The following is an 18,175-nucleotide window of genomic DNA, read 5'->3' on the forward strand; positions in this document are numbered from 1 at the left end:
AATTGGGCAGTTAGTAGGGTATGAATGTTTAATTAAGTAGTATTATTCCCAACGAGGTGTGATACTTTCGCCATAGGAAACAGGTGCTTCTACTTCGGGCAATTTTACTTCAATTTCCAGATTGTCCAACAACGAACCTTCCGCTAAATAAAGGTCTATCAAAGCCTTTTCATAAGAAATTTGTGCCTGCAATTCCATCGTTTTTGCCATTGTATAATCGGTTTGAACCTGTAATACACGCCAACTTGTGCTTACCCCCAGACGAAGTCGTTTCTCTTCTGCAATAACATTGGCTTCCTGTAATTTTCTTGCCTGACGATTACTCTCCACAAGAATACGATTGGTTTCTACATTTCGAATAGCAAGATGAACACCCATCATTATGGCTTGTTCTATTTTCTTTTTGCGTTCTTCCATTTCCCGTTTGGTAAGTCGGGCTCTCTGAAATGCCCCTCTACCTGCACGATTTCCAATAGGAATGGTGGCTTTAATGCCATAAGTGTAATAAGTTTCATCATCATCACGGATACCGTAAAACATTTTGGTAATGGAACGGTCCCGTCCTCCCTGACCATAACTCCCGATCAGGTCTAACTGTGGTAGCATATCATTTCTTGCCTGTAACATCTGGAGGTCTGCAATATCTATTTGTAAATCAGCCATTGCGATTTCGGGTCTATTTTTAAGTGCTTTTTCAACAGACTGGTCAAGGTCAGGAGCCAGTTTGGAAAGGTCGAAATTTTCATTTTCAAAACTATGAGGTCGGTCTGTAGGAACGATGAGGACTTTTGAAAACATATTTTCTTCTCTTAACATAAGTAAGTTTTTTAACATATCCGAGGCACTTTCTAATTGAGCCTGGGCTGCAACCAATTCACTTTGTCGTGTTGCAACTCCTGCCTTTGCCTGTAATACCTCTATATCTGCTGCTGTTCCTATTTCTCTGCGTTTTTCACTAATGGACAAAAGTCGTTCTGCGTTTGCCAATGCTTCCTCACGCACTTTTACATTTTCCATTGCTCCAACTAAATCCCAATAGGCTTTTATAATTTCGTTTACGGTATTCATGATGGTCATTTTTAATTGACCTTCTCCGATTTTTTCCGACTTCTTAGCCATTTCCAATCGTGCCGTATTTACTTTAATTCCAAATCCTCGTAATAAGGGTTGGGTTAGAGTAAATAAGAGTTGTCCACTATAATCTTTCGCAAAGTTAGAAAAGGAGGTTTCTTCAATATTGGTGTTAAAGGTAACGGCATATTGAGTACCTAATTTAAGTTTTCCACCTAAACTCGATTCAAAAGCAGTTTGTTTTGTATCGAAGCTGCTTATTTCAGCGTATGCACGAATTTGTTGACTTGCAAGAACCGATGCATAATTATGTTGAAGTGATGTTTGTAAAAACGGGTCGAACATTCCTTGAGCCGTAAGTTGGTCTGCCTGTGCTTTTCTTGGTTCTAACCCACTGACGATAATATCTGGGTTTTGTTTTAATGCCATTTCAATGCACTCTTTTAAAGACATGCGTAATACCGCATTAGGTCCTCGTCGTTCCTCTGTTACTTTACGAAGTGCGTCTAAGTCAATTAAATCTACGGATATTTCTTTTTTCAAATTTAGTTCTGTATTTTCCGAAGAAGTATCATCTGTGGTGTTTTGTTCAGTAATTGGGTTTGTTATAACGACTGTTTGTGTCCCCTCTGTGTTTTGTGGAAAAGCGGGATAGGTTAGTGAAAAGGAAAAAATAATCGGCAAAGTAAAAATATAAACAGTATGGCACAACAAATAATTTTTTCTTTTTATCATAGATATTTCCTCTTGCTTATTTACAAGGATTATAAACTGTTTGTCTTATAGAAATAAAAGATATGTTAAAATATCCATAATTATTTATATCAGTGTAATAAAAAAAGACACCACTTTAAAAACGATAAACTTTTTTATGATAAAATAACATCAAATCGTTTAATTATTACAAAATATTTTAATATAGAACTCATTAATTTGTACTATATATCATCAATTATGAAGATTAATCATCCAAAAATAAAAGTTTTAATATTATGGGGAATAGTCCTTTGTAGTTTTACGGGATTTTGGATTGGTCATGTTTATATTTCCAATTATCAGACTTTTGTTGCACCCCAAAATTATTTAGTGCGAGCAAAACATTATCTACAAGAAGGACAAAAAGAGAAGGCTTTACAGGAAATAGAATGGGGAATGAATACTTTTAGACCTGTAAGTTCGGAGACTTTGGCTTTTCTAATGAAAATAAAGAAAGATAATCTTGAAGAAAACAAATATAACGAATTGGAAAAGAAATATCAGATAACCATGTTACTTGAGAAGTGTAATTCTTCCGAAAATATCCAATTAGATACCCAAATATTGGACACATGCGAGATTTCTTTTCCTTCTTTGTCAAAATCTACTCAGTCTTCGGTTTTTTCCCTTTGGAAATTATTAACTCGACGAACATTGAAATGTATGCAAGGTATAAACCTATCAGGAAATCAGATACTAAACTTTTTATATTATTCGGGAGGAATTTTTTGTGGAAACTCCAACATAGGAAATACAGGAATTACAGTTGATGACGATTTGCTTATTGTTAGTGAAGGGAGTGCAGAAGGCAGTGGGGCACAGATATGGTTTCAAGGTAAAAATTATGCAGGTAATCGAAGGGGATTTTATGTGTTCATTTTAACGCCACCGCCATGTAAGGTTTTTAGAGCAGACCGATTTGATATATGGGAAAGTAGAAATGAGGCAATAAAGATGGAACAGTTTTTAGAGGAAGTTCCTGAAGGGTATATTGGTGCGTTTGCGGTAGCAGATGAGGCAACTGAAAATATGACAGACACGTTAGAACAAATTTTGTTACGCTTCGGTTTTTCAAAGCAAACTTATGACCGAAATGAATTAAAATTATTTGGTTATGGATATGCGTTTGCAGGTATTGGTGTTAAAGGTGTTAAAGAAGGAACGGCAGTTCAAAATTGGGCTAAATATGACCCGTCGAAGAAAAGTATCCCAATCGCAGTTGTAGGGATTTTGAAAGGGGGTGAAAAGAAGTGAAAACACAGGATTGGGCATATCTAAATCTTTTTCTTTTATCATTTTTGATTACATTAATTTTAGTTCCAATTTTCCGATGGTTAGCGATGAAGTTAGGTGTATATGATGTCCCTAATGAAGTTAGAAAGGTTCACAAAAAACCCATACCTTATTTAGGAGGTATATCGTTCTACATAGCCTATTTAATTGCATGCCTATTTATTGAATGGCGTTATCCTCAATATTTTGATGAAAAAATGCTAATAATCGGTATCGGTGGAACATTTATTGTATTAATGGGCGTGTTAGATGATTTAATATCCATACCTGCAAGTAAAAAATTGGTGTTTGAATTACTATTGGGAGTAATTCTCTTTTATTGGGGTTTTAAATCAACGACAATTGCACATCCTTTTGGGGGAACTATTGATATTGGTCCTCTGGCTCTGTTAATAACAGTTTTATGGATAGTGGGAGTAACCAATGCCATTAATATTGTAGATGGTCTCGATGGTCTTGCGAGTGGACTTGTGGCTATTTCCTCTATTACCATCTTTGCCATAGCCTATGCCAATAAGCAGACATTTAGTTGCTTGATTATGAGTTTCCTTTTAGGTTGCACAATCGCTTTTTTAATTTATAATTCTCACCCAGCATCTATTTTTATGGGTGATGCCGGGGCTCTTTTTTTGGGCTTTGTGTTAGGTTGTGCCACTTTAGTAGAACGGAAAAAAGGAATAACCGTTGTAGCATTAATGGTGCCTATGGTTGTATTAGCAGTTCCTTTTCTGGATACCTTTTTAAGTTTTTTGCGAAGGCTTCGGCGTTCTAAGGAGATTGGTTTTTTTACTTCAGATAAAGACTGTATATATCATCGCCTATTGCGTTTAGGTTTAACCCAACGGCAAGTAGTATTTTCTTTGTATTATTTTTCTATATGTATGGGTTTCCTTGCCTATATTACCTCATTATTGTCGTCAAGATACACTTTTCTTGTGCTTATATTAGTTTGTATGTTGACATTAATGGGGGTAATTATTCTGCATTTTATTGAGAGTATTTCTGGAGAAAAACAAAATCAAAATAATACAAAAGGGTAAAATTATACTTCTTAGATTAAGTAAACCTTAAACCCTTATATCAAATTAATTTTATTGATTTGAGAGTTGTTTCTAATTTTGAAATCTCCTGTTTTGTTAATTCCCGATGGGGAGGACGAACAAAGCCAACATCAATACCGCGTAATTTGAGTGCTTGCTTAAATATCGCTAAATTTTTACCATATTGCAATACCTGGCAAAGTTTTGTTAATTGAGATTGGTATATCCAGGCTTCGGGCAACTTCCGTTTCATTACATTTTCATAGATACCCAAATAGATTTCGGGTGCGACATTTGAAGTTCCAGAAACAGCCGCCTGAACACCTGCTAAGAAAGCCTGATAACCATATTCATCTACTCCATTTATTACTGTGAAAGATGTTGGCTTCTGGAGTAGTAATTCAGAAAGATTTACCATATTCCCTGTGCTGTCTTTAATACCAACAATATTTTTATGTTTTTGTGCCAACTTAATAATGAGCGAGTTAGGTAAGAAATTTCTTGCACAGGAAGGGATATTGTAAAGCAATATAGGAATACTTGGGAACTCTGAAGCAATAGTAGAAAAATATTTATACAGAGCATCTTCGTCATAATAATAATATCCTGGTGCAACAATGCCCACAGCATAAACCTTCTTTTCAACCGCATGAGCCGTAAGTTCCATCGTTGAGTGTAAATCCAATGTTCCTGTGTGGGGAATTACCATTATTTTTGGGTTGACACATTTTAGGACACTTTCCAACAATTCTTTTCTTTCCGCAATAGTCATAACAAGCCCTTCCCCTGTTGTCCCTCCTACGAACAAACCATGAACCCCTTTATCTTGTAAAAAATGAATGAGTTTATGTAATTTGGGATGGTCAATTTCTTTGCCCCCTTTTGTAAAAGGGGTTAGATTGGCACAAATAATACCGCGTATGTTTTTTTGTTCCATTGTCTTTTTCCTTTATAAATTCTGTAAATAGGTTTGTTTAAGGGTACCTATTGGGTCCCCATGATTTAATTTCTATCGGTTGTTTTAAAAGAACCAGGGAATAAGGGTCAATATCATTGCTTACGATGATACCGGGTCCAACGCAAGAATATGCTCCTATACGTACTCCCGGCATGAACATAACATTTATTCCTGTTCGACAATAGTCGCCAAGATATGTTAAATTCCCATGATAAGGAGGAATTTCTTTGCGTTGTTTACATCGAACTTCTTTTATTTTATCATCAAACCTCCATGTAGCACTAATGGTTCCTGCTCCAATATCGACATGCGAACCTATTACACCAGATACACAGCAGGTATGGACCATAAATACAGTATCTAATGTAATACCTTCAAATTCTGCATTATGAAGTATTTTATTATTCTCACCTATAATTGAATTTTTATGAATTTTTGCAAATTCAGAAATATTTGTGTTGCTATTTACAAAAATATTTTCTTCAAGAAGTGCACCGATAGCAATATGACTATTCATCCCGAGCACAAGGTTTCCTTTTATAACAGTTCCTTTCTCAATTCTTCCTCCCTCATGTATCCATAACTTTGCATCTGGTAAAATATCTGCTCCATCATTTATGAATGCGGATTTGTCTATAATGGATACTTCCATTTTTTCGAATATATTTGACAAGGCCTTTTGATTTGCCTCAATTAAATCCCAGGGATGGTCAATATCAACTACAAAACTGTTTGCAGAGATACAGGATATTTCACACTTCCTCTCCAACATCCCATCAATAGCAGAGATTAGATTTCCTTCGGGAGCAGGCATTGCTCCAAGAGGGGCAGAACGAATAATCCCAGGTTCGTAATTAAATGCCTCTTTTAATGATTTTGTTTTTCCAATAAGAGCACCACCAAACCAAAATTCAGAAGTCTGTCTGTCAAAAACCAAGTGTTTTAATTTATTGTCTGTTCCTTTTTGTATAAATGTTGTATGCAAAGGGAAAGGTTTCTGATTAGAGACTAAAATCGAGCTCTCGTTGTGTTGTTCCTGATGTATTTTTATAAAATGAGATAAATTTTCCTGAGTAGTAGCAATATCACCATAAAGTATCAGGGTTTCCGAAGAAGAGAATATATCTAAATTGGAGCGTATTGTATCAGTAAGAGTATCATTTTCTTTACTTTTCAGAAAAGATAACCCTCTAATGTCGTGTAAAGCATGTCGAACACTTTGTTCTAAGTATCCTGTGAGTATGGTAATATCTTCAATACCTATTTCTTTGAGTTGTAAAACAAGCCTTCGAATTACGGGCGTATTTAATATAGGGAGTGTTACTTTATTTCTAACTGTGGAGAAAGGAAAAATTCCTTCTCCACAACCAGCAGCGAGTATAATGGCAGAAATCATTGCAGGTCTTTCTTTTATATAGGAAATATTATGCCTTTTAAAATAAGGCAAAACTTTTTATAGTTTCAATTTACATCTGTTGCATAGCATTTTTAAAAAAGTCCCAGATAAGTTTTGAAGCGTCGGGTTCTGGTGCTGTAGGTCCTACTATAAATTGAGGGTAAAAATTTTTTGTGCCAGGCCAGGTATGTCCACCCCCAATGATTTTATATAGAAAAACCGAAGGGACACAATTATAATTAACAACTTCTGTGTAAAATGTATCTTCTGTATTACTATCAGGTAGTTGTGTAACAATAGTTTCCCCAGAATATCCATATTGCTTTGCCCACCATTCTGCGTTTTCTTCTGCCGATAAGAATACAGGTCTTTTGCCGGGTCCTGCGTTGGTTTCCCCTCCATTAAAGGGAACCACTGGGTCGGCTGTCCCGTGGATAATTAAAACGGGAATATTTTTTTGAGGTTTTCTTTCTTCTGCATAGATTTGTGTCATACTGCCCATTACAGGAGCAATTGCAGCAAAACGCTTCGAGTAACATGCAAATGCTTGTATCATCATTCCTCCTGCAGAAGCACCCGTTGCAAAAATTTGGTTTGTTTGAATAGGGTATCGGGACAGCAAATAATCAATAAGCACCTCTAAAAATCGAGTATCTTTATTAGGTAATGGGGCTGTTTTCCATGTTCTCCATTTGCCCTGAGGATAAACCACAATAAACTTTTCTTCATCGGCGAGTTGGTTAAATCGTGTTAACTTTTCCATTCCGCGTGCGGTATCGCTAAATTGGTGGAGAGCGAGGAGTAAAGGAACAGGTGTTGTACTGTCCAGATTTGGAGGAATATGCAAGCGGTAATAGCGTGTTTCTCCATCTACTTTTATTTTTGAGTAACCTGCGTAACAAGAGGTAAATAAAAAAATAATCAATATCGAGAAAAGAGATAATGTGCTTCCTGAAATAATAAACAATCGTTTTTTCTTTTCAATCATTGTCTTTTGTCCTTTTTTGAATATATCGTTCCCAATCAATGTTATAAAAAAAGTATAATATATACAGTAATTAAAATAAACAGTTTTACTGGAAAGATAACAAATGGAACCTTCTTTATATTCTGTAAATTTAACAAGGGTAAATCAGCCCGGTAAAGTATGCCTTGAATTAAAAGGTTCTATTCTTATAATCCATAAGGAAAATTGGGTATCTAAATACTCTTTATATGTCCCTATCGAAGTTGTGAATATTGAAGAGGAAAAACATCGGAATTATAGGAAATTATGGGAGAGTATTCTTGGGTTTATGTTAGCGTTCCTTTTATGTATGCCCTTGAGTTTATGGTTTTTCTATAAACCTTTGTTTTATTCTTATGACCTCCTTTGGGCTATTCCATTAATTGCTCTTTTATTTTTTGCATTAATTGTGGGCTTTTTAGGGCTTTCCCAATTTATCAAATTAAATCCAGCGGTTAGTCTAATTTTTCATCATCGTTCACGAATGATGAAGATGTCTTTCTGGATAAAGCCCGAAATTCGAGTGGCTCTGGAGAAATTAGTATCACGAATATATGAATTAAAAAAGATATTGGAGACAGAGGACTATATTCCATTAAAAGTCTGCCCAATGTGGTTTCATTCCAAGCCATATCGCAAGGCTCTTTTAATGGGTTTGGCTGTGAGTTTTGTCCTATTTTGTATTATTACAATATTTGTTGTTTTGCAGATAGCTGGAGAATATGGGGAAAAAATCTGGTGGACATACGGTATCCTTCCCTTTCCTCCGTTCGTATCTGTTATCAGTGAGTATATTCGAAGGAGATTATTATGGGGTGTTCCTAAAGGGTTCAAAAAGGCACGGGATGCTTTTGAAAAGGAAAACTATTCAACAGCTATTGTGGAACTTCAAAAATTATTAAAAGAACAACCTGATTTAGGCATTGCTCGTTTTTTGTTAATACAACTATTGACGGAGAAAGGGGAGTATGATAACGCCTTAAAACATTGCGAAGAGTTCTATTTTCAGGAACCTTCCCTGGCAACGGAGATGAAAACAACTATTTGGTGGCTACGATGTGTAAAGGAACGAATAGAACATTCGCCCGAGCAATCACAGGATGTAAAGGACATAATTAAAGAATAAATAATAGATAAAAAGGGAAAATCTCCTTTAAGGAGGTATGTTTACCTGGTAACCAGGATTTTTGATAAAATTTAGTAAAATAATAGATATGAATTTATTTTTGAAGGATTTTTTTTTATGAAAAAGGTTGTGATTTTTGGACATAAAGGGCAATTAGGAAAAGACCTCGTTAAATTATTCCAGTCGGAATATGAAGTTGTTGGATATGATTTACCGGAATGGGATATAACCAGTCCGGATATTTATAAATTATTAGATGATTCTGCACCGGATTTGGTTATAAATTCATCAGCATATACAAATGTAGATATGGCAGAAAAAGAGATAGACAAAGCGTTTCTTGTAAATGAAATAGGTGCCCGACAAGTTGCAGATTTGGCAAATCAATGGGGAAGTCCGGTGGTCTATTACAGTACGGACTATGTTTTTGATGGAATGCAGAGGCGACCCTATCGGGAAGATGATATCCCGAACCCCCTATCGGTTTACGGTCGTTCCAAATTAGCCGGTGAGAAATCGGTTATGGATTATAATCCGAAACATTATATTTTAAGAACCGCGTGGTTATATGGTCCCGGTGGAAATAATTTTATAGAAAAAATGATTCATCTCTCAAAAACAGCGGAAAAGTTAGAAATTTCTGAGGACGAAATCGGTTCGCCTACTTATACCTGGGACCTGGCGCAAATAACAAAGAGAATGGTAGAAACACAAAAGTATGGTTTATATCATGCTGTCAATTCTGGCGAATGCTCTCGTTATCAATGGATAAAGACATGCTTTGAATACTTAAATATAAAAACCCCCATTATACCGTGTTCTCGTGCAAAATTTGTATTACCGGCTCCACGCCCCGCTTATTCTGCTATGGATAATCGGAAAATTATGGCGGTGATTGAGTGGAAAATTCCATCATGGCGTGAAGCAACCATACAATATTTACTTAGAAGAGGAGAAGAAAATAAATGAAAAAAATACTTGTTACAGGTGGTGCTGGTTTTATCGGGTCTGCATTTATTCGCAATATGTTAGATTGGTATTCGGATATTTATATAGTAAATCTTGATAAACTTACTTATGCAGGCAATCTGGATAACTTAAAATCAGTGGATACTCATCGTTATACTTTTATACATGGCGATATTGCGGATGCAGAAGTGATGGAACAATCGATAAAAGGCTGTGATGCTGTGGTAAACTTTGCGGCAGAAACACATGTAGACCGTAGTTTGATGGGAGCAAAAGATTTTCTTCGCACCAATGTAGAAGGGGTTTATCAAGTTTTACTAAGTGCAAAGAACAACAATGTTAGCAGGGTTGTTTTAGTCTCTACAGATGAAGTATATGGAAGTAGAGATGTTGGTTCTGCATTAGAAACAGATACTATTTTTCCAAGGAATCCGTATAGTGCTTCTAAAGCAGGAGGAGAACTTTTAGGAAAAGCGTTTTTTGAATCCTTTAAATTGCCTGTCCTTATTACTCGTGGATGTAATACTTATGGACCGTATCAATACCCGGAAAAAGTGCTTCCTTTATTTATTACCAACGCCCTGGAAGGTAAACCCTTACCCTTATATAAAGGAGGAGAGCATAATATTCGGGATTGGCTCTATGTAGATGACCATTGTCGTGCCATAGATTTCGTCTTACGGAAAGGAATACCCGGTGAAATTTATAATATTTCAGCAGGATTTGAAAAAGAAAACATCGAAATTACAAGAAAGGTTCTTGAACTCACAGGTAAAGATGAAAGTCTAATCCAATGGGTGCCTGACCGTCCGGGACATGACCGAAGATATTCTATGAATTCAGATAAACTCCGTAATTTAGGATGGAAACCTGAAATATCATGGGAAGAAGGTATACAAAAAACAGTGCAGTGGTATATAGAAAATGAATGGTGGTGGCGACGGATAAAAGAGGGTGAATTTAAAAAATATTATGAAGAACAATATATAAAAAGAAAAAATACATAAATAGAGGAGATTATCTTATGGCTCAGGAATGCAAAAATCAAGAACGCAATCAGTCTTTTTGTTCATGCAGTTACCCTGGTTGCTCAAGGCATGCGGTATGTTGTGAATGTCTTCAATATCATCTTAAAAAACGGCAACTACCGGGTTGTTGTTTCCCTCCAGAAGCAGAGAAAACTTATGACCGTTCCTTTGAGGCATTTGCCCGTGCGTGGGGATTAACAAAATAAATCGAAGAGTATTATAAATATGAATAAGAAATTCATTGATACATTAAAAAGCCAGAAAAAGAAAATAGTCGTTGTTGGCAGTGCTAATGTAGATATTGTAGCCAGAGTACCCCGTTTACCGAAGGAAGGTGAATCCTTTCGAGGTGAGTCTTTATCTATAGTTTTTGGAGGTAAAGGAGCCAATCAAGCCGTTTCACTTGCAAGGTTAGGTGCGGATATAAACTTTATAAGTTGTGTGGGGAAAGACCATTTTGGTAGGAGTATGAAAAAAGGTTTTAAAGATGAAGGGATACCTATAAATACGATAAAAGAAACCCCGGATGCTTTTTCTGGAACTGCATTAATTTTTGTGGATAAAGACGGGAAAAATAGTATTGTTGTAATTGCGGGAGCCAATCATGAATTGAAACCTGAAGATATAATAAGACAGGAGAAGATTTTTCAGAAAGGGGATATTTTGCTAACACAATTGGAGTTGCTCCCGGAGACTATTGAAACGGCTCTGATATTAGCCAAAAAGAACGGCATGATAACCATTGTAGATGCGGGTCCTCCACGGAATATCTCGAAGCATATTTTTCCTTATATAGATGTAATATCCCCCAATGAGACAGAGACCGAATTCCTTACGGGCATGAACCCCTCAAAGTCTGAGAACAGATTAAAATGTGCTGAAAAGTTTTTAAAGATGGGGGTGTCTTCTGTGGTTCTTAAATTAGGTTCTCAGGGTTGTTATTATAACGATGGCAAATTTGAGATTTATGCGCCCAGTTATAAAGTCCCTGTTGTGGATACTACTGCGGCAGGAGATGCATTCACATCTGCTTTGGCTTTTGCATGGGGACAGGCGGAGATTGATGAAGTGTTGGATTTTGCCAATGCTGTTGGTGCATTAGCCTGTACAAAATTTGGTGCCCAACCCTCCATGCCTCATCTGGATGAAGTGCAAAAGTTTCTAAAAAAACATAAAAAATGGAAGTAAAAGAGTATTACTTATGAGTGAAAATAAAATAAATTTAGATAAAGTGAAGTATTCTGCATCCGTAATGTGTCTTGACCTTGGGCGATTAAAAGAAGAATTTCATCTTGTTCAGAAAATAGGTATTGATGAACTCCATTTTGATATCATGGATGGCACCTTTGTGCCTAATTTAACATTGGGGTTTGATTTCATCTCTTTAGCCCGTAAATGTTGTTCATTACCCTGTTGGGCTCATTTAATGATTATGCGACCCGAACGATATATAAAACGATTGGTAGACCTCGGTTGTGCAGGTGTTATCGTCCATGTGGAGACCTGTTTACATGCTCACCGAGCAGTTAAACAAATTCGTGAATATGGACTTTCACCGGGAATAGCCGTAAATCCGATGACCCCCTTAGATGAACTGGAATATCTTTTACCAGAAGTTGACCGTGTATTAATTATGGCTGTGGACCCGGGTTATGCCGGACAAAAAATAATTCCCCAAACTTTTGAGCGAATTCAAATTCTTTCGCGAAAAATACAGTATCATAAATATCCGGTTGATATTGAGATTGACGGAAACATTACAGTGAAAAACTGTGCCAAATTTATTCGTTTAGGTGGAAATGTTTTTGTATTAGGCTCTTCCAGCATTTTTTTCGGAACTACACGAAATTATGAAGAAAGTTTCCCTCACTTCAAAAAAGAGGTGGCCGAACAAATTCATACTGTATAAATTTCTCTATTTTACCTTTTCTCTTCTCTCTTTTAATTCTCGCCAGGTGGTTAATATAATCTTTTCATTTTCTAAAAATTTCTTAAATTCGGGGTTCATCATTATTAAATAGTCCCCTTTTCGTGTAGTAGAAGATTGCGTAAAATAAGGAAATTCTTCTGTTGGTATAGCACAATGCAAAATAACCTCTGTAACACCGGGTTTCATTTCATGAAGGGCTTTTGTCAAGGGTTCAAACTTATCCTCCGTTTTCCAATCATAGGTAAAAGTTAAAACATCATCTACAACAGGAAGCCCTCCTTCCCAGATTTTTTTCGCCCACGAATAAATTATTTCTTTGGGCATGGGTAATTCTTGTTGCAAATATTGCATGTGTCCTCCCGGAAAAAGAACAGGAATTTGTTTCTCTATACCTAAATTAATATATTTCTCCATAAATTTTAAACTGGAAAACAATGTTCCCATGTGTGAATCTAAATGGGTAGGTTTTATTCCCATTTTTTCAGCAAGAGCCAGTTGGGCTCGAATTTCTCTATCCACTTCTTCCGGTGAAGCATTCGCTACAACATTTTTAACATCGCCCCACATATAACCTGTTTCATCTACTAATCCAGGAACTTGTTGGAAACCAGAAACAGGTCCCCACCGATAATTATCCCACTCTGAAGTTAATGTCAGGTGAAGTCCTGCATCCCACTGTGGATTTTTCTTCCATTCTTTTACAAATTGCTCAACCCATGCACAGGGCATCATAATACTACAAGAGGTAGCTACCCCTTTTGTAAAGGCTTCAAATGTTGCTTTGTTTGCTCCAAGACATAGACCTACATCATCAATATGAAAGATAACTACGCGACTTCCTTTTTCCCAGCCTAATCGTTCTGCATAAGGTACTTCCTCATCTGAAAAAACATGGATGGCAACGAATGAAAATAACATTAATGAGATGAAAAATAAATTTTTGTTCATAAAAAACCCTTTCTATATTGAAAAACACATGACAAAAGTGGGAAAATATTAAAAATATTATACTTGTTTTACATTTGAAAAGACAATTACAATTATTACAATAGCAGAAAATTATAAGATTATATGAAAAATATTAGGCGAAATTTATAAGGTATTAATTTCATGAGAAAAACTTTACAAGATTATAATGTTTCGCCCGGTTCAAAAATAGATGCGGATGCGGTATGTGTACAATGCGGAACTGTTAATCCGGAAGGAACATTAATTTGCAGAACTTGTGGTAATAATCTGCGTGACCAGCGTAGATTGCGTTTGCAGGCGGAGGAGCAGTTACTGGCAGGTGAAGAAACTTTACCCAGTCCACGAAAAATTGTATTGGGAATTATTGCGGTTATCGGGACGATACTTATTATTATCGCTGGAATTAATGCAGATAGGATTATGCTTTGGCTGGTAAGTAGTGGTAGCGAGTATACAACAGAAAATCCGTGGTCAGGAGAATTGGGCAATCAGTTATCTATTATGGTAGAAGATTTAAGATTGCAGGTTTTAGCAAGTAATCAGATTTATAATGCGATACGACAACCCATCAATACAGAAAATCCTGAGGGAATTTTTGTTATTGCGATTCGCAATGCAGAAGAAGATATCGTTCCTGTGGGTAAAGCAATGGTTAAAAGTAAAGGAGATAATTATTTGTTTACCGCATTGCTTGATAATGGTGCTCAGGTGCGTGGAGTTGCTCAAAAGCAGGAGCAGAAATTGGTCGCCTATTGGGATAAGGCTTCCTGTGAGTGGAATGGACAAAAAGGCTCTGCCTCTGGAATTGTTTCTAAAAGAGATGATGGAAGGTATGAGGGATATGGAGGAACAGATTTAACTAATGAAAACTTTGGATTTTACGCTTTTAAGTTGCCTTAATCTTTTCGTTCCTTAATAATTTTCATTCAAATCTAATTTATTCTTAAGTATTATTAGTAATGAAGGGTTTAATTTTATGTTTAAAATCTTTTCAAATCTTAAACAAAAACTACAAAAGACAAGAAGTGTTCTAACGGATGGTATAAAAAATCTTTTTTCTTTATATCCAAAAATTAATGATGATGTTTATAATTCTCTGGAAGAACTGCTTATAGAAGCGGACTTGGGAGTAAATACAAGTTTGTTTTTAATAGAGCGACTAAAAGAGGAGGTTAAGAAACAGGGAATAACAGAAGCGGAACAAATTATGCCTCTATTAAAAACAATTATGTTGGAGATATTAAAAACAGGAGAACACGAAATAAATTGGAATGCAGAGCCGCAGCCCCATGTTACTTTAATTGTAGGTGTAAATGGCTCCGGAAAAACTACTACTGCGGGGAAAATTTCCGCTCAATTGGTTAAAGAAAACAAAAAAGTAATTTTAGCCGCAGGGGATACTTTCCGTGCAGCCGCAGGAGAACAATTAGAAATTTGGAGCCAGCGTAGTGGTGCCGATTTAATACGACATCAAGAAGGAGCAGATCCTGCAGCTGTAGCGTATGATGCTGTAGATGCAGGTATTGCACGAAAGGCTCAAAATGTAATTATTGATACTGCTGGAAGATTACATACCAAAGTAAATCTGATGGAAGAATTAAAAAAAGTCTACCGTGTTATTAAGAAACGGATGCCAGAAGCCCCTCATGAGGTTCTTTTAGTCCTCGATGCGACAACAGGGCAAAATGCTTTGCAACAGGCACGAATTTTTACAGAGGCTCTGAATATAACAGGGATTGTCCTTACAAAATTAGATGGCACGGCGAAAGGAGGAATGATATTTGGTATTCAGAAGGAGCTAAACATTCCTATAAAATTAATTGGAGTTGGAGAAGGAGTTGAAGATTTACAGCCTTTTGACCCGAATTCATTTGTTGATGCTTTGTTTAATTGAAAATTTTGAATTATTATGGGCCCATATCCAGACAACATCTACAAAATTGCTTTAGAAATACAGAAATGCCGATTTTGTGATAACAAACTGCCTTTAGGTGCTAATCCTGTTTTACGTGTAGGAGAACGGTTATCTCCCATACTTATTGTGGGTCAGGCGCCAGGATTAAAAGTCCATAAAACAGGATTACCATGGAATGATCCCAGTGGTGATAAACTTCGCTTGTGGTTAAATGTATCGCGAGAGCAATTTTATGATACACGCTATTTTACAATTATTCCTACAGGATTTTGCTATCCCGGTCGTGATGTAAGAGGTGGCGATTTACCTCCGCGGGAAGAATGTATTGATTTATGGTGGAGCCAACTTTTACCGTTAACATATCCTTTTGAACTAATCTTGTTAGTAGGACGCTATGCACAACGATTATTCCTGAATGAAAGATTACCTGCTACCTTAACAGAAACAATTCGATTATGGAAAAATTTCTATCCGCCTGCAATTGTCTGTCCCCATCCGTCTTTTCGTAATAATCTTTGGCTAAAGAAAAATAAAGAGTTTATCAGCGAGGTGGTGCCTTTTATTCGGGAAAAGGTTCATTTTTTAATGCAACAAGTAAATGCAAGAGAATTTGAAATTTAAACTGAAAAGTGATATAAATAAATATGTTTCTATACAACAAAAAGAAACAAAAAACTTAAACTTAAACAAGAAAGGGCAACATATGAAGAAACAATTATTTCTGTTCGCTGTGGTAATGGCAACAGTTTGTGTATCACTAATCATCCTTGGTTGTCAAACTGCAAAGAAGGTATCGCCAGAGGAAGCGGTAACTGCTCAGGTTAACAAATTTGTGGAAGCAATGAAAGCGAAAAATTTAGATGGTGTTATGGCCATTTTCTCTGAAAAATTTGAACACTATGAATGGGGTGATAAAGCAGGTGCTCGTGAATTTTTACAGCAAGCCATTGATGTGGGTTATTTAGATGGTTTAGAGATTGATTTAAGCAAAATGCAAATTAAATTAGAAGGCTCAACCGCTACTGTATATCCGATAGATATTAAAGGGAACTTTGGTTCTACTACGGTTGAACTGGTTTTTACCAATGAAAATGGTAATTGGCTGGTTACAGGTTTAGACGCAAGCGATATATAATCGAATATAATATCTTTGCAAATTAAATTGTAATGTAGTTTTTATATAGAAGGCAAGAGGGACTACGGCATTCAGGTGGAGTGTCGTAGTTCCGTTTTTATAATGTAGATAAATATCATTATTTTAATAGTCTATGATTTAATGTGTGTATAAAGGAGTAAGGAAGTGAGTAATCAAGAGAAGGTTTTCTTTTATATCGATGAGAATTGGAACCGTTTTATAGATGATTTGAAGGAGTTTGTAGCCATTCCTTCCATATCCACTTTACCGAATTATAAAGGAGATGTGTTGCGAACCGCTCAATGGCTGGAACGCTATTTCCAGAGACTAAATTTTAATCGCGTTGAAATAATAGAAACGGGTGGACATCCATTCGTTTTTGCTGAATATAAAGGACCCAATCCCCTTCTTACACTCCTTATCTATGGGCATTATGATGTACAACCTGTAGACCCTGAAAATGAATGGGATACAAAACCCTTTCAACCGACTATTAAGGGAGATTGTATGTATGGAAGAGGTGTTTCGGATATGAAAGCCCAATTGCTGGCACAGATGTTTGCCACACAAGCATGGTTGGAAAACAATTCACTTCCTATTCATTTGAAGTATATTATCGAAGGGGAAGAAGAAATTGGTTCACCCAGTATGCAAAGTTTTTTAAAGAAGTATAAAGAATTATTAAAATCGGATGTTGCTATTAATTGTGATGCGGGTGTTTTTTCTCCGGATATTCCTTCTGTAACTTATGGGCTTCGTGGACTTACCTATTTTGAATTGGAGTTAAAAGGACCTAAACAGGATTTGCATAGTGGTTTATATGGTGGAACTATACGAAACCCGATACATGTCTTGTGTGAATTGATAGCTAAAATGCATGATGAAAAGGGCAAGGTTACTCTTCCTTATTTTTATGATAAAGTAAAACCTTTAACAGATGAGGAACGAAGCTTATTATCCCAGATACCCCATTCGGATGAGGAATGGAAAAAAACAGTAGGAATGTCAACACTTTATGGTGAAGCAGGATATAGCACTATAGAACGCGTAGGAGCAAGACCTACTCTGGAAATTAATGGGATTATTGGCGGTTTTACAGGTGAAGGGGCTAAAACCGTATTACCATCAAAAGCAAGGGCTAAAATTTCTATGCGATTAGTTCCAGACCAGGAACCCGAAAAGATGGAAGAATATCTCCGTGAGTTCCTGCAACAACATTGTCCCTCAGAGATGGAGTGGAATTTATCCCTTCATTCCTGTTCTCCACCTGCATTGATGAATTTGAAATCTCCATATATGCAGTCTGCAATAACTGCTCTTACCGAAGAATTCGGACGAGCACCTCTATTTCGAAGAGAAGGTGGTAGCGTGCCTGTGGTGGCATGGTTGCAACAAATCCTCGGGCTGGATTCGATTATGTTAGGTTTTGCATTACCCGATGATGGGATACATGGTCCTAATGAACATCAAAATTTGCCCCTATTAAAGAAAGGCATTCGAGTTCATTGCCGTTTTTATGAAGAATTGTTAAAAGGTAAGTCATACGAGAAATGAAATCAAAAGAAACAATTACAATTTGTGGT

The 18,175-nt window shown here is 36.4% G+C and carries 18 protein-coding genes; 13 read left to right on the top strand and 5 right to left on the bottom strand.

The features are described from left to right. Positions 1-42: 42 nt before the first annotated feature. On the bottom strand, positions 43-1,806 hold the full coding sequence (locus PLA12_02245) for a TolC family protein (GenBank protein ID HOQ31311.1): 1,764 nt from the start codon (positions 1,804-1,806) through the stop codon (positions 43-45). A gap of 219 nt (positions 1,807-2,025) precedes the next feature. On the opposite strand from PLA12_02245, the gene PLA12_02250 reads away from it, so the two are divergent. Then, entirely contained in the window at positions 2,026-3,081 is a 1,056-nt protein-coding gene (locus PLA12_02250; protein HOQ31312.1) for an interleukin-like EMT inducer domain-containing protein, read from the top strand. Next, entirely contained in the window at positions 3,078-4,160 is a 1,083-nt protein-coding gene (locus PLA12_02255; GenBank protein ID HOQ31313.1) for an MraY family glycosyltransferase, read from the top strand. Before PLA12_02250 ends, PLA12_02255 begins: the two co-directional genes overlap by 4 nt. A 40-nt stretch (positions 4,161-4,200) precedes the next feature. On the opposite strand, the gene PLA12_02260 is transcribed toward PLA12_02255, so the two are convergent. From PLA12_02260 to PLA12_02270, 3 genes are all read right to left on the bottom strand, one after another. Continuing rightward, the gene (locus PLA12_02260) at positions 4,201-5,097 is read right to left on the bottom strand and encodes a dihydrodipicolinate synthase family protein (GenBank protein HOQ31314.1); all 897 of its coding nucleotides are present in this window, start codon (positions 5,095-5,097) and stop codon (positions 4,201-4,203) included. Between the two features lie 37 nt (positions 5,098-5,134). After that, positions 5,135-6,514 (bottom strand): sugar phosphate nucleotidyltransferase, encoded by a 1,380-nt coding sequence (locus PLA12_02265; GenBank protein HOQ31315.1) that lies wholly within the window; start codon positions 6,512-6,514, stop codon positions 5,135-5,137. A 70-nt stretch (positions 6,515-6,584) separates the two neighbouring features. Continuing rightward, the gene (locus PLA12_02270) at positions 6,585-7,502 is read right to left on the bottom strand and encodes a PHB depolymerase family esterase (protein HOQ31316.1); all 918 of its coding nucleotides are present in this window, start codon (positions 7,500-7,502) and stop codon (positions 6,585-6,587) included. Positions 7,503-7,605: 103 nt separating this feature from the next. Here PLA12_02270 and PLA12_02275 point away from each other — a divergent pair, with 103 nt between their 5' ends. From PLA12_02275 to PLA12_02300, 6 genes are all read left to right on the top strand, one after another. Further along, on the top strand, positions 7,606-8,646 hold the full coding sequence (locus tag PLA12_02275) for a hypothetical protein (protein HOQ31317.1): 1,041 nt from the start codon (positions 7,606-7,608) through the stop codon (positions 8,644-8,646). Positions 8,647-8,763: 117 nt separating this feature from the next. Then, complete coding sequence (rfbD, locus tag PLA12_02280) at positions 8,764-9,615, top strand: dTDP-4-dehydrorhamnose reductase (GenBank protein ID HOQ31318.1); 852 nt, start codon at positions 8,764-8,766, stop codon at positions 9,613-9,615. Next, positions 9,612-10,622, top strand: a complete 1,011-nt coding sequence (gene rfbB, locus PLA12_02285) for a dTDP-glucose 4,6-dehydratase (GenBank protein HOQ31319.1) — start codon at positions 9,612-9,614, stop codon at positions 10,620-10,622. The genes rfbD and rfbB overlap by 4 nt, the downstream gene beginning before the upstream one ends. A gap of 17 nt (positions 10,623-10,639) precedes the next feature. After that, positions 10,640-10,849, top strand: a complete 210-nt coding sequence (locus PLA12_02290) for a DUF6485 family protein (GenBank protein ID HOQ31320.1) — start codon at positions 10,640-10,642, stop codon at positions 10,847-10,849. A gap of 19 nt (positions 10,850-10,868) precedes the next feature. Then, positions 10,869-11,831, top strand: a complete 963-nt coding sequence (rbsK, locus tag PLA12_02295; GenBank protein HOQ31321.1) for a ribokinase — start codon at positions 10,869-10,871, stop codon at positions 11,829-11,831. A 13-nt stretch (positions 11,832-11,844) separates the two neighbouring features. After that, a complete protein-coding gene (locus tag PLA12_02300) occupies positions 11,845-12,552 on the top strand; it encodes a ribulose-phosphate 3-epimerase (GenBank protein HOQ31322.1) in 708 nt (235 codons plus the stop codon). A 6-nt stretch (positions 12,553-12,558) separates the two neighbouring features. Here PLA12_02300 and PLA12_02305 read toward each other — a convergent pair whose 3' ends face one another. Next, positions 12,559-13,521 (bottom strand): polysaccharide deacetylase family protein, encoded by a 963-nt coding sequence (locus PLA12_02305; GenBank protein HOQ31323.1) that lies wholly within the window; start codon positions 13,519-13,521, stop codon positions 12,559-12,561. Between the two features lie 162 nt (positions 13,522-13,683). On the opposite strand from PLA12_02305, the gene PLA12_02310 reads away from it, so the two are divergent. From PLA12_02310 to PLA12_02330, 5 genes are all read left to right on the top strand, one after another. Next, a complete protein-coding gene (locus PLA12_02310; GenBank protein ID HOQ31324.1) occupies positions 13,684-14,442 on the top strand; it encodes a hypothetical protein in 759 nt (252 codons plus the stop codon). A 76-nt stretch (positions 14,443-14,518) separates the two neighbouring features. Next, positions 14,519-15,436 (top strand): signal recognition particle-docking protein FtsY, encoded by a 918-nt coding sequence (ftsY, locus tag PLA12_02315; GenBank protein ID HOQ31325.1) that lies wholly within the window; start codon positions 14,519-14,521, stop codon positions 15,434-15,436. A 15-nt stretch (positions 15,437-15,451) separates the two neighbouring features. Continuing rightward, the gene (locus tag PLA12_02320) at positions 15,452-16,078 is read left to right on the top strand and encodes a uracil-DNA glycosylase family protein (protein ID HOQ31326.1); all 627 of its coding nucleotides are present in this window, start codon (positions 15,452-15,454) and stop codon (positions 16,076-16,078) included. An 82-nt stretch (positions 16,079-16,160) separates the two neighbouring features. Continuing rightward, entirely contained in the window at positions 16,161-16,592 is a 432-nt protein-coding gene (locus tag PLA12_02325) for a hypothetical protein (protein ID HOQ31327.1), read from the top strand. 165 nt (positions 16,593-16,757) lie between these two features. Then, a complete protein-coding gene (locus PLA12_02330) occupies positions 16,758-18,146 on the top strand; it encodes a dipeptidase (protein ID HOQ31328.1) in 1,389 nt (462 codons plus the stop codon). Positions 18,147-18,175 lie beyond the last annotated feature (29 nt).

This window comes from Candidatus Hydrogenedens sp. (assembly GCA_035378955.1).
In the GTDB taxonomy this organism is placed as follows: domain Bacteria; phylum Hydrogenedentota; class Hydrogenedentia; order Hydrogenedentales; family Hydrogenedentaceae; genus Hydrogenedens.

Bases quoted from the DNA above. Each gene is read 5' to 3' on its own strand.
- PLA12_02275 (HOQ31317.1), top strand. From the start codon at position 7,606: ATGGAACCTTCTTTATATTCTGTAAATTTAACAAGGGTAAATCAGCCC.
- PLA12_02290 (HOQ31320.1), top strand. From the start codon at position 10,640: ATGGCTCAGGAATGCAAAAATCAAGAACGCAATCAGTCTTTTTGTTCA.
- rbsK (HOQ31321.1), top strand. From the start codon at position 10,869: ATGAATAAGAAATTCATTGATACATTAAAAAGCCAGAAAAAGAAAATA.
- PLA12_02320 (HOQ31326.1), top strand. From the start codon at position 15,452: ATGGGCCCATATCCAGACAACATCTACAAAATTGCTTTAGAAATACAG.
- ftsY (HOQ31325.1), top strand. From the start codon at position 14,519: ATGTTTAAAATCTTTTCAAATCTTAAACAAAAACTACAAAAGACAAGA.
- PLA12_02310 (HOQ31324.1), top strand. From the start codon at position 13,684: ATGAGAAAAACTTTACAAGATTATAATGTTTCGCCCGGTTCAAAAATA.
- PLA12_02325 (HOQ31327.1), top strand. From the start codon at position 16,161: ATGAAGAAACAATTATTTCTGTTCGCTGTGGTAATGGCAACAGTTTGT.
- rfbD (HOQ31318.1), top strand. From the start codon at position 8,764: ATGAAAAAGGTTGTGATTTTTGGACATAAAGGGCAATTAGGAAAAGAC.
- PLA12_02250 (HOQ31312.1), top strand. From the start codon at position 2,026: ATGAAGATTAATCATCCAAAAATAAAAGTTTTAATATTATGGGGAATA.
- PLA12_02305 (HOQ31323.1), bottom strand. From the start codon at position 13,521: ATGAACAAAAATTTATTTTTCATCTCATTAATGTTATTTTCATTCGTT.
- PLA12_02300 (HOQ31322.1), top strand. From the start codon at position 11,845: ATGAGTGAAAATAAAATAAATTTAGATAAAGTGAAGTATTCTGCATCC.
- PLA12_02260 (HOQ31314.1), bottom strand. From the start codon at position 5,097: ATGGAACAAAAAAACATACGCGGTATTATTTGTGCCAATCTAACCCCT.
- PLA12_02265 (HOQ31315.1), bottom strand. From the start codon at position 6,514: ATGATTTCTGCCATTATACTCGCTGCTGGTTGTGGAGAAGGAATTTTT.
- rfbB (HOQ31319.1), top strand. From the start codon at position 9,612: ATGAAAAAAATACTTGTTACAGGTGGTGCTGGTTTTATCGGGTCTGCA.
- PLA12_02245 (HOQ31311.1), bottom strand. From the start codon at position 1,806: ATGATAAAAAGAAAAAATTATTTGTTGTGCCATACTGTTTATATTTTT.
- PLA12_02270 (HOQ31316.1), bottom strand. From the start codon at position 7,502: ATGATTGAAAAGAAAAAACGATTGTTTATTATTTCAGGAAGCACATTA.